Source organism: Flavobacterium tegetincola DSM 22377, assembly GCF_000425485.1.
Lineage (GTDB): Bacteria > Bacteroidota > Bacteroidia > Flavobacteriales > Flavobacteriaceae > Flavobacterium > Flavobacterium tegetincola.
The window spans coordinates 207,655-218,106 of record NZ_KE384385.1; the positions used below are offsets into that span (position 1 = coordinate 207,655).

The following is a 10,452-nucleotide window of genomic DNA, read 5'->3' on the forward strand; positions in this document are numbered from 1 at the left end:
TCCTCCTTCGAAAGATTTCACTTCTGGGTCATTCCCTACTCTTCCGATCAACTGTACTCTGTTTCTTAATGTACTCATGGCTTGTAAATTTAAATGTTTAAAAAAAATGTTTTGTTGTTTTTAATCAACGGTACAAAGTTGCGATACGGGCTAAAAGTTATTCGGTTGTAAAACGTTTACTAGCGGTTGTAAATGTTTGTAAGCGTTTGTAAGTGGAATTTTAAAAATCAAAACACTGAACTTCAAATAAATAATCACCATTCAAGATAAAGGTAAACTTCTTGCTATTTGTTTTAAATTCACTTCATAATTATTAATAACAAATTAATTTTTCATTACTTTCGACTACAAACTAATTTAGAACACTATTAAGAACCAACAGATTGTTCCATTTCAAAATTTAATTATGATTAAATCACTTATATTAATCTCATTTTCATTTGTATCGCTAATTAGTTTTGGACAAGTTATCGATGTTAAGGTTGAGAAAAGCGAAGTTTTTAAAGATGAATATAGAGAGACTGAAATACTAGCCTCACAAGATGATGTTAATGGAGGCGTTCTTATACTTCGTTCTTATAATGGCAATACAATTTCGCCAACTAATGGCTACTATTTTGAACATTATGATTCCAATCTTAAGCTTGTGAAAGATTTTCAGTTGGAAACTAAACTTCCCGTTTATCAAAAAAACAATACTGCTTTAGGCTATTTTTTCATTGACAATGAGATTCATATTGCCGATATATTATTTGACTTAAAAGAAAAAGCAATAGTATGCTCGATTACAACGGTAAGTTTTAATGATTTTAAATCTTCAAAAAAAGAACTATTTAAAATTCCGAGAGATGAGATGAAAAAATTAGGTTTATTTGCGTTATCCCCTGAATTTAGGCTAAATGCATTTAGTCCATATGAAAATAGACATAAATCTTCGGCAATAAAAATGAGCGTTAATAAAGACAAATCCGCTTTTGCGATTGCAATAGATTTTTTCTCTGAAAAAGCAGAAACGATTAAGCTTTTTGTTTTTGACAGTAAAATGAACTTAAATTTTAATAAGGTATTTACAAAAGACATTAATGACGACAATTTTGAGCTTCATAATCTTGAAATTTCTAATGACGGTGATATCGTTTACTTGACTTCAAAAGTATATACAGATGAAAGTAAGGCCAAAGAAGAAGGAGGGAAATATGTGTTTGAAATTACTAGTCTGACTAAAAATACTGAAAAATTTAAAGTTGTTGATGTTGAAAATCACTTTATACAAACTTTAAAAACGGTGGTTTTACATGATAAAATAGTTTTAGTTGGTTTTTATTCTGATAAAAATGACAATAGATTTAAAGGCGTTTCATACTTTCAATTTAAGTCAGAAAATCTCGAACTGCTGTATAAAAAATTCAATCCTTTCAGCAATCAGTTTATTATTGATAAATACGGTGTTAAAAGGCCTAAAGAATTAAAAAATATCTTAGTCAAAGAAGTTTTAGTTCTAAAAAATGATGAAGTTATTCTTAATGCTGAAGAGATTTATAAAGAAGATATGTATTATGATAAATTCGATCATGGTAAATTCAATAATAATGGTAAATTCAATAATACTAGTAGAGATAGTAAGATAGTTTATAATTTTAATGACATCATAAGCGTTAAATTGAACGAAGACGGAAACCTATTATGGTCAAGAAATATAAATAAATTACAAAATGCGGTTTTAGATAAAATTCCATATATTTCCTATTCTTCTTTACTGATAAATGACACTAATTATTTTTTTCTAAATGCAAGTGAAAAAATCAAAAACTTGGACAACAATCGGATTGAATTTGTAGATAAAAATATTAAAAAATCAGATTTATATGTAGTTCGTGTTACTGAAGACGGCACTTTTAATTATCAAATAATATTGAAGGAAGATGATAATGAAGTTCCTTTTATGGTTGCAAATGGAATAAAAATGAGTAATACTATTATTTTTCCAGGAAGAAAAGGTTCAAAAAAGCAATTATTAAAAATAAGTTTTTAAAATTATTTTTAAATATTATTTAGCGTTTCAAATTAACATAATTAAATGGCTTTTAAGAATACAAAAACGGCAACAACAAACTAGCAACTATCAATAAAACCAATGACAATATCCCACCAATTATAAAAAAGTGTTTGAATTTATAAATTCCCATACCATAAATAATGGCGTTGGTTTGATATCCCATTGGCGTATAAAAACTGAAATTTGCACCAAACATCACTGCATATAAAAGGGGTTTTGGATTCAAATCCATTTTTACGGCAACGGCAATTACTATTGGTGCAAAAACAATTGCAGTAGCATTATTACTGATAAATCCACTCATTAACATTGTAAAAGCAAAGACAATTGAGATAACTACCGGTGTTGGAACTGATTTTAAAACGGTGTACAAATGATCGGCAATAAAAACGTCAGTCCCTGTATTTTTCATCGCAATTCCAAGTGGAATCATCCCTGCCAAAAGAAAAATCACCTGCCAATTAATTCCCGCATACGCATCTTTCAATTGAATACAACCGGTAAATAAACACAGTCCCACCCCAATTAAAGCACTTTTTAAAATTGAAAAAGTATTAGAAGCAGACAAAAAAATTACTAGTAAAATAGCTCCAAAAGAAACTAATTTCTTCCAAGTTGGAATATTTGGCATTGTAATTACTGTATTTGAAAACAACAATTCATTGTTTTTAGACAACTTTTGGATCTCAGTTAAATTACCAGTAAGCAAAACGCGATTTCCTGGCGTAAGAAATTTTTTACTAAAAAATTGTGCGAAAAAACTTGGAAGCCGATTGAAACTTTTTTCGCTGTTGATCCCTTTTACAAAGACATTTTCTGGCAATTGTTCGTCAAATTCACGAATAGACATGTTCACAAATCTAGAATTAGGCAAAACAATTACTTCGTGAAACTCATTGGAGTAGATGTCGTCAACTGCATTTCGATCCACACCGAGAATACTTACACCCAAAGTTTCCGTTTTTGCTTTTAAATCTTCGATCGTTAAATCAAGCCAAAGAATGTCATTTTCCTCTAAAACTTCCGTCTTTAAAGCAGATTTTAAATACTTCCTTCCACGCTGAATTTTAATCAATTCGATATCATTTTCACCCCAAATCTCAGTGTCTTTTACAACTTTCCCGATTAAAATTGAACCTTCATTAATTCGAACAGAGGTGATATAACCATATTTGTGAGGAATTTCTTCGCCTTCTTCAACTTTCTTCGAGGGCAAAAACTTTTGACTTAAAAAGTAAATAATCGGAATTGATATCAATAAAAAAATTAATCCGGCAGATGAAAACTCAAAAAACGAAAATTTTCCAACGCCACTTTTCTGCGAAATTCCTGATACAATTAAGTTGGTACTGGTTCCCATCAGCGTGCAACTTCCCCCTAAAATTCCTGCAAAAGAAACCGGAAGTAGGACTTTGGATTTGTCAATTTTACCTTGTTTATCTAACTCATTAAAAAGTTTGATAAAAATAATTACAACTGCTGTTGTGGCAATAAAGGATGAAAACAAACCAACAAATATCATTAAAAGTGGCAGAAAAACCCAAAACGGCCAATTGGCCATCGGAACAATTTTTGTCGCCATCCATGAAACTACGCCATTTTTTTCGAGTCCGATGGCAATAATCATTAAGCACAAAATAGTCAAAACCGAGTTGTCCGAAAATCCTGAAACGGCTTGTTCTGGCGTGACAATTCCGAAAACGAGTAAACTAAGGAGAATAAAAAAGGACGTTTTATCGACCGTAAATTTCTCGCTGACAAATAAGCCGAAAGCTATAATTAAGATTCCGCTCACTATTCCAATTTCTACAGTCATCTGTCCAATATTAAGAAAGCTAAATGTAAAAAAAAGTATTGGCAAACACTTATAAGATTTCAGTTTATAATTTCAAATAAAAAGGTTTCTAAATAAAAAAAAGCATAAATTGAAATTTTCGTAGTTATCCAATTGTAAACGGCTTTTTTGTATCTTTAGCAAAAAAAAGAATGAAGCAAACAGAAATTAGTAGTATTGAACTTCGGAATTTAAGACTTGAAGATTATAACGAGCTCCGGAATTCAATGATAAAAGCGTACAGTGAAATCAATGGCGCTCATTGGAAAGAAAAAGAAATAATAAATTTATTAAATATTTTCCCAGAAGGACAATTGGTAATTCTAGTTGATGGAAAAGTGGTGGGTTCGGCTTTATCTTTAATTGTAAGCGATAAAATTGCCAACACTAATCATACCTACGAACAGATTACAGGAAATTATACCTTTTCTACACATGATCCAACGGCCGATGTTTTATACGGAATTGACGTTTTTATTGATCCCGATTACCGAGGCATTCGTTTGGGAAGACGTTTGTATGACGCGAGGAAAGAATTGTGCGAACAACTGAACTTAAAGTCCATCATTTTTGCGGGAAGAATTCCCAATTATACTGAAAACAGCGCGAATTACACACCAAAAGAATATATTGACAAGGTTAAATTAAAAGAGATCTATGATCCGGTTTTGTCCTTTCAGCTGAGCAATGATTTTCATGTTATTAAAGTGATGAAAAACTATTTAGAAGGCGATATAAGTTCTAAAGATTATGCAGCACTGCTAGAATGGAATAATATTTATTATGATAAAAGCCCCAAAGGAATCAATTCTAGGAAAACAGTAATCCGTTTGGGACTGGTACAATGGCAAATGCGTCCTTTGTCTAATTTAGAAGCTTTGTTTGAACAATCAGAGTTTTTTATTGATGTGGTTTCGGGTTACGGAAGTGATTTTGTTTTATTTCCAGAGTTATTCATTGCCCCATTAATGGCCGACTACAATCATCTTTCTGAAGCCGATGCTATTCGGGAACTGGCTCGATATTGCGATCCAATTCAGAAGAAATTTTCCGAATTCGCCATTTCCTATAATATCAATATCATTACCGGAAGTATGCCTTATTTAGAAGATGGAAATCTTTATAATGTTGGTTTTTTATGCAAACGCGATGGAACTTTTGAAATGTATACCAAAATCCACATCACACCAAATGAAGTGCAATATTGGGGAATGAAAGGAGGATCAGAAATCAAAACTTTTGACACCGATTGTGGTAAAATTGGAATTATGATTTGTTATGATGTGGAATTTCCTGAACTTTCTAGACTGATGTCAGACGAAGGAATGGATATTCTGTTCGTGCCTTTTTTAACAGATACTCAAAATGGTTACACACGAGTAAAACTTTGTGCTCAAGCACGCGCCATTGAAAATGAATGCTATGTGGCTATTGCAGGTTGTGTGGGAAATTTACCCAAAGTAAATAATATGGACATTCAATATGCTCAAGCAGCTGTATTTACTCCATCTGATTTTGCTTTTCCAAGTAATGGAATTAAAGCTGAAGCAACGCCAAATACTGAGATGACATTAATTGTGGACGTAGATTTAGATTTACTTAAAAAATTGCACGAACATGGAAGCGTCCGAATTTTAAAGGATAGACGTCATGATTTATATCAAATTAAGAAACTGAAATAGCATAAAGAACAATCGCACTTATCAAATATCAAATGATTTTGGCAAGTGCGATTTTTTATACCAGTCATGAAATTTAAAAGATTTCTTATGAAAAATTGTATTGAATGTGAAGAAAAGTTCAGTGGTCGTGAAGATAAAAAGTTTTGCAGCGACGGTTGTAGAAATGCGTACAACAACAAAATTAATAAGGACAGCACCAATTACATGCGGAACATCAATAATAAATTGCGTAAAAACTACCGCATTTTAACTGCATTAAATGTCGAAGGAAAAACAAAAACTTCTCGTGCAAAATTAATTGCAAAGGGTTTTGACTTTGAATTTTTTACCAACATTTTAAATACAAAAACAGGAAATACCTACTACTTTCTGTACGATCAAGGGTATATGGCATTGGAAAACGAGTACTATATTTTAGTAAAAAAAGACACCTGAAAATCAATTAATTAATAATTTGTCCGTGTTCTCAATAAATTCAATATCTTTAGTTGACGCATTCTAAAAAAACTCCAGTTAAACCGATTTTATTATGAAGAAAAATTCCACCACTTTACTCTCAGTGATTTTTATTGTCGGGATTATATATTGGATATTTTTTGCAATGATGCCCCAATCGGTTTCAAAAGTGGAGGGATCATTATCTGAATTTTCAACACAAAGAGCACTTGGAAAATTAGCTATTATTGCTAAAGAACCTCATTATGTAGGCTCTGAGAATCATAAAGTAGTTGCCGATTTTGTAATAAAAGAATTGGAAAATTTAGGACTCGAACCTGAAATTCAGGAAGGCTACACACTTACCGACTGGGGAAATTTAGTTAAATCTAAAAATATTTTAGCACGTATAAAAGGAACGGCAAATTCAAAAGCTTTGCTTCTTTTATCGCATTACGATAGTGCTCCACATTCCAAATCAGTTGGCGCGAGTGATGATGGTTCGGGAATTGTTACTATTTTAGAAGGGTTACGTACGTATTTGCACACCAATCCAAAACCTAAAAACGACATTGTCATTCTATTTTCTGATGCAGAAGAATTGGGATTAAACGGTGCTGCACTTTTTGTAACCCAACACAATTGGGCCAAAGAAATAGGACTTGCGATAAATTTTGAAGCACGTGGAACTTCAGGACCGTCTTATATGTTGATGGAATCTACCAATGGAAATGCCGAACTTGTACGACATTTTGCAGCCGCAAAGCCAAAATTTCCCGTTTCCAATTCGTTGATGTACAGCATTTATAAAATGTTACCTAACGATACCGATCTTACCGTTTTTCGCGAAGAAGGAAAAATCCAGGGTTTCAACTTTGCTTTTATTGACAGCCATTACAATTACCACACGACTCAAGATAATTTAAACAATTTAAGTGTCAAGAGTTTGGCACATCAAGGAACGTATCTAATGTCTATGCTAAATTATTTTGGCAATGCCGATTTGAGAACATTAGAAACAAAAGTGGATGAAGTTTATTTTAATACTCCCGTTAGCTTTATACATTACCCTTTTTATTGGAATTTTCCATTGATTGGATTGGCATTTGCACTTTTTTTAGCCTTTGTATTGATAGGGATTGGCAAACGAATTTTACATTTTTCAGCCATTATTCGTGGATTTATTCCATTATTAACCTCAATTATTATTTCTGGGCTTATTGGATTTTTAGGTTGGAAATTGGTTCTGCTTTTCTATCCTGAATACAAAGATATTTTACAAGGATTTACGTACAATGGTCATGATTATATCATAGCCTTTTCGGCGTTAGCACTAATGGTTTGCTTCTTCTTTTACAGGAATTACAAAACTAAGGCTGAAGTAATGAATGGTTCTGTTGCCCCAATTTTTCTGTGGATCGTTTTAAATTTATTCATTACTATCTATCTTCCAGGAGGAAGTTTTTTCATCCTTCCTGTCTTTGGGATCTTACTGGCTTTTGGATTTTTTATCATTACCCAAAAATCCAGTATGTTTCTTAATTTGCTTTTCAGTATTCCAGCACTCATAATTTTCATTCCTTTTGTAGTAACGCTTCCGGTGGGATTGGGTTTGAAAATGTTATTGGGAAGCACTATTCTGATCGCACTTGTTTTTACCTTATTACTACCCGTTTTTGGATCTTTTTATAACAAAAAAATAATGGCAACGGTGGCTTTTTTAGTCGCAGTGGGCTTTTTGGTCAATGCGCATTTAAATTCTGGTTATTCAAAACTTCATGCAAAACCTAATAGTTTACTTTATGTCTTGAATAATGACGCGCAAACCGCAGTCTGGGCTTCTTATGATAGAAACCTGGACGATTGGACAAAGACGTATTTCGGGCCTACGCCAAATACATCCGATTCTATTCACAATTTACCGTTGTTTAGCAAATACAATACGGTTTTTAACTTTACAGCTAAAGCAGATGTAAAATCAATTGCTGGACCGTCCATTCAATTTAATAAAGACACTTTAATCAATGCCCGAAAACAGTATTTGATTACAATCACACCGAACCGGAAGGTAAATCGTTATGATATATTTGCTAACGAAAATATGGATTTTTATAATTTCAAGGCAAATGGAGTTTCACTTATTGGCTGGAAAGAAGCCAAGTACAGACGAAAGGGCAAAAAGATTTTAAGTTATTACGTTGTGGACAATGAGCCATTACAACTATCCTTTACACTTGATGCGGCTACAAAATTGGATATGGAATTATTAGAATCCTCCTTTGATTTATTGGAACACCCACAATTCTCAATTGCTAAAAGACCCAATTGGATGATTCCGACGCCATTTGTTTTAAATGACGCGGTTGTAATTCGTCAGAAAATTAAGCCAAATCAAACTCAAATGACAATTGACACTGTAACTGTAATAAATCCTGTAATCAGTAGCAGTTATATAAAAACAAAAATTGTTAAACCAATCATTGTAGATTCTACCATTGTAAAGCCTTAATTATGGAGCAAATTAGTATTTTAGGATGTGGCTGGTTGGGATTACCCCTTGCCGAACATTTAATTGAAAAGGGATTTTACGTCAAAGGTTCAACTACTTCTCCGTCTAGAATTGGCGAGTTGGAATCCGTAGAAGTTGAAGCTTTTATCATTGAATTATCGTCAAATGAAGTTCACGGAGATTATAAAAGTTTTCTGCAAAATTCTAAGACATTGATCATTGATATTCCGCCGAAATTGCGAGGCGAACATCCAGTATCTTTTGTGGACAAAATGAAAAATTTTGTAGAAACAGCCGTTTTAAATTCTTCAATTGAAAATGTTTTGTTCATCAGTTCCACTTCGGTTTATGGAGATGATGCTGTAAATGTAACTGAGGAAACTGTTGAAAATCCAGCAACTTTATCGGGTAAAGAATTAGTAGAAACTGAACAGTTTTTGCAACAGCAGACCGATTTTAAAACCACGATCTTGCGCTTTGGCGGTTTGATTGGAGGAAGTAGAAATCCAGCAAAATCACTTTCAGGAAAGCGCAATATTGCCACTCCAGAAGCTCCCATTAATTTGATTCATCGAGACGATTGTATTGGAATTATTTTGGCAATTATTGAACACGGAATTTGGAACAAAAAATTGAATGCTTCGGCTCCTTTTCATCCCTCTCGCAAAAAATATTACTCGGCCAAAGCCGCAGAGTTGGGATTGCCACTTCCCGAATTTGATGAAAATAATGCTTCAGGAAAAGTGATTGATTCTTCAAAATTAGTTGAAATATTGGATTATAAATTCATCCATTCAAAATTATAAAGTTGATGTGGTTACCTTCTAAAATAGTAATTATGACGGGCACTATTAAATATTTTGTACTTCTATTAAATGTTTGTGTCTGTAGCGGTCAGACTTTTGAGTTTGCAACCGTCAAGGATAAAGACGGGTTTGCATATGTTCGGAGTTCCAAAGAAGTGAGATCGAATACCCTAATCGACACACTTAAAAATGGCTTTATAGTTAGTCATTTTGGTTCTGATGCGAATTGGATTTTAGTTGATTATCAAAAAAATGGCGAAGAACGAAACGGTTACATTTATAAAAATAGACTGGTGAATTCCTCAAGTTTTTTAGAATTAAAAGCAACTCGTTCTAAAAATGAATTGCTGTTTTCTCATCCAGAATTTAAAGTTGTTATTTCAAGAAAAGTTTTTGATAAATCAAAACATACATTTGAATTTTACAAAAAAAATCCAGATCAGCTCATTAAAATTGATGGAAAAACTATTTTTGGTACAGATGGTAATTTTCCCAAAACAACTTACCAAACCATCAAAATTCATTTTGATACTGTAACTATTGCAGTACCCGAAACAGCGATAGCTGGTTTATACGAACCAAATTTTGATTCCACGAATTGTTATTATGACAACATAAATCAAATATTGTATTTGCAAGCAATCAACGGTGATGGAGCAGGTGGTTATGCTGTACTTTGGGTTTTTAAAAAGGGCGTTTACCAACAGAAAGCTGTCACTCGACCCTTCTAAAACCAAAAACCCTCGAAGCATTCACTTCGGGGGGTTTTGGTTTCTATAAATCTTATAAAAAGAGAGTTCTTATTTCTTAACGATTAAGAATTCACTTCTTCTGTTTTCTGCATGTTCTTCTTCTGTACATGCTTCTTTACAGTCAATTTTTGGTTCGCTTTCTCCGTATCCTTTTCCTGTGATACGTGATTTATCGATTCCTTTTGAGATTACATATTGAACTGTAGATTTTGCTCTACGATCTGATAAATTCATGTTGTATGTATCGCTTCCACGGTTGTCTGTGTGCGCTTTTACCATGATCACCATGTTCTCATTGTTTTTCAAAACTTGAACCAATTTGTCCAACTCAAATGCTCCTTCTGCGGTTATGTTTGATTTATTGAATTCAAATTCAAT

8 protein-coding genes are annotated in these 10,452 nt (G+C 32.8%); 6 read left to right on the forward strand and 2 right to left on the reverse strand.

The genetic code is table 11. The features are described 5' to 3' along the window. Positions 1–406 precede the first annotated feature (406 nt). Positions 407–2,032 carry a hypothetical protein gene (locus H602_RS0114160; RefSeq protein ID WP_026978595.1) on the forward strand — a complete coding sequence of 542 codons (1,626 nt, stop codon included), beginning with the start codon at positions 407–409 and terminating at the stop codon, positions 2,030–2,032. A gap of 52 nt (positions 2,033–2,084) precedes the next feature. Here the strand turns inward: H602_RS0114160 and H602_RS0114165 are convergent, their stop codons facing one another. Further along, positions 2,085–3,872, reverse strand: coding sequence for an SLC13 family permease (locus H602_RS0114165; protein ID WP_026978596.1), 1,788 nt, complete (start codon positions 3,870–3,872; stop codon positions 2,085–2,087). 170 nt (positions 3,873–4,042) lie between these two features. Between H602_RS0114165 and H602_RS0114170 the strand changes: the two genes are divergently transcribed. The 5 genes from H602_RS0114170 to H602_RS0114190 all read left to right on the forward strand — a co-directional run bounded on the left by H602_RS0114170 (position 4,043) and on the right by H602_RS0114190 (position 10,053). Further along, entirely contained in the window at positions 4,043–5,572 is a 1,530-nt protein-coding gene (locus H602_RS0114170) for a bifunctional GNAT family N-acetyltransferase/carbon-nitrogen hydrolase family protein (RefSeq protein ID WP_026978597.1), read from the forward strand. Between the two features lie 87 nt (positions 5,573–5,659). Beyond that, a complete protein-coding gene (locus H602_RS0114175; RefSeq protein ID WP_026978598.1) occupies positions 5,660–6,007 on the forward strand; it encodes a hypothetical protein in 348 nt (115 codons plus the stop codon). A gap of 94 nt (positions 6,008–6,101) precedes the next feature. Continuing rightward, positions 6,102–8,516 (forward strand): M20/M25/M40 family metallo-hydrolase, encoded by a 2,415-nt coding sequence (locus H602_RS0114180; protein WP_026978599.1) that lies wholly within the window; start codon positions 6,102–6,104, stop codon positions 8,514–8,516. A 2-nt stretch (positions 8,517–8,518) separates the two neighbouring features. Then, a complete protein-coding gene (locus H602_RS0114185; RefSeq protein WP_026978600.1) occupies positions 8,519–9,322 on the forward strand; it encodes an SDR family oxidoreductase in 804 nt (267 codons plus the stop codon). 32 nt (positions 9,323–9,354) lie between these two features. Continuing rightward, the gene (locus H602_RS0114190) at positions 9,355–10,053 is read left to right on the forward strand and encodes a hypothetical protein (RefSeq protein ID WP_157505083.1); all 699 of its coding nucleotides are present in this window, start codon (positions 9,355–9,357) and stop codon (positions 10,051–10,053) included. Positions 10,054–10,122: 69 nt separating this feature from the next. On the opposite strand, the gene H602_RS0114195 is transcribed toward H602_RS0114190, so the two are convergent. Next, positions 10,123–10,452 (reverse strand): OmpA family protein (locus H602_RS0114195; RefSeq protein WP_026978602.1); only part of this gene is annotated, 330 nt, incomplete at its 5' end.

Excerpts from the sequence above, each read along its gene's own strand:
- H602_RS0114160 (WP_026978595.1), top strand. The coding sequence starts at position 407 with ATGATTAAATCACTTATATTAATCTCATTTTCATTTGTATCGCTAATT.
- H602_RS0114165 (WP_026978596.1), bottom strand. The coding sequence starts at position 3,872 with ATGACTGTAGAAATTGGAATAGTGAGCGGAATCTTAATTATAGCTTTC.
- H602_RS0114170 (WP_026978597.1), top strand. The coding sequence starts at position 4,043 with ATGAAGCAAACAGAAATTAGTAGTATTGAACTTCGGAATTTAAGACTT.
- H602_RS0114175 (WP_026978598.1), top strand. The coding sequence starts at position 5,660 with ATGAAAAATTGTATTGAATGTGAAGAAAAGTTCAGTGGTCGTGAAGAT.
- H602_RS0114180 (WP_026978599.1), top strand. The coding sequence starts at position 6,102 with ATGAAGAAAAATTCCACCACTTTACTCTCAGTGATTTTTATTGTCGGG.
- H602_RS0114185 (WP_026978600.1), top strand. The coding sequence starts at position 8,519 with ATGGAGCAAATTAGTATTTTAGGATGTGGCTGGTTGGGATTACCCCTT.
- H602_RS0114190 (WP_157505083.1), top strand. The coding sequence starts at position 9,355 with ATGACGGGCACTATTAAATATTTTGTACTTCTATTAAATGTTTGTGTC.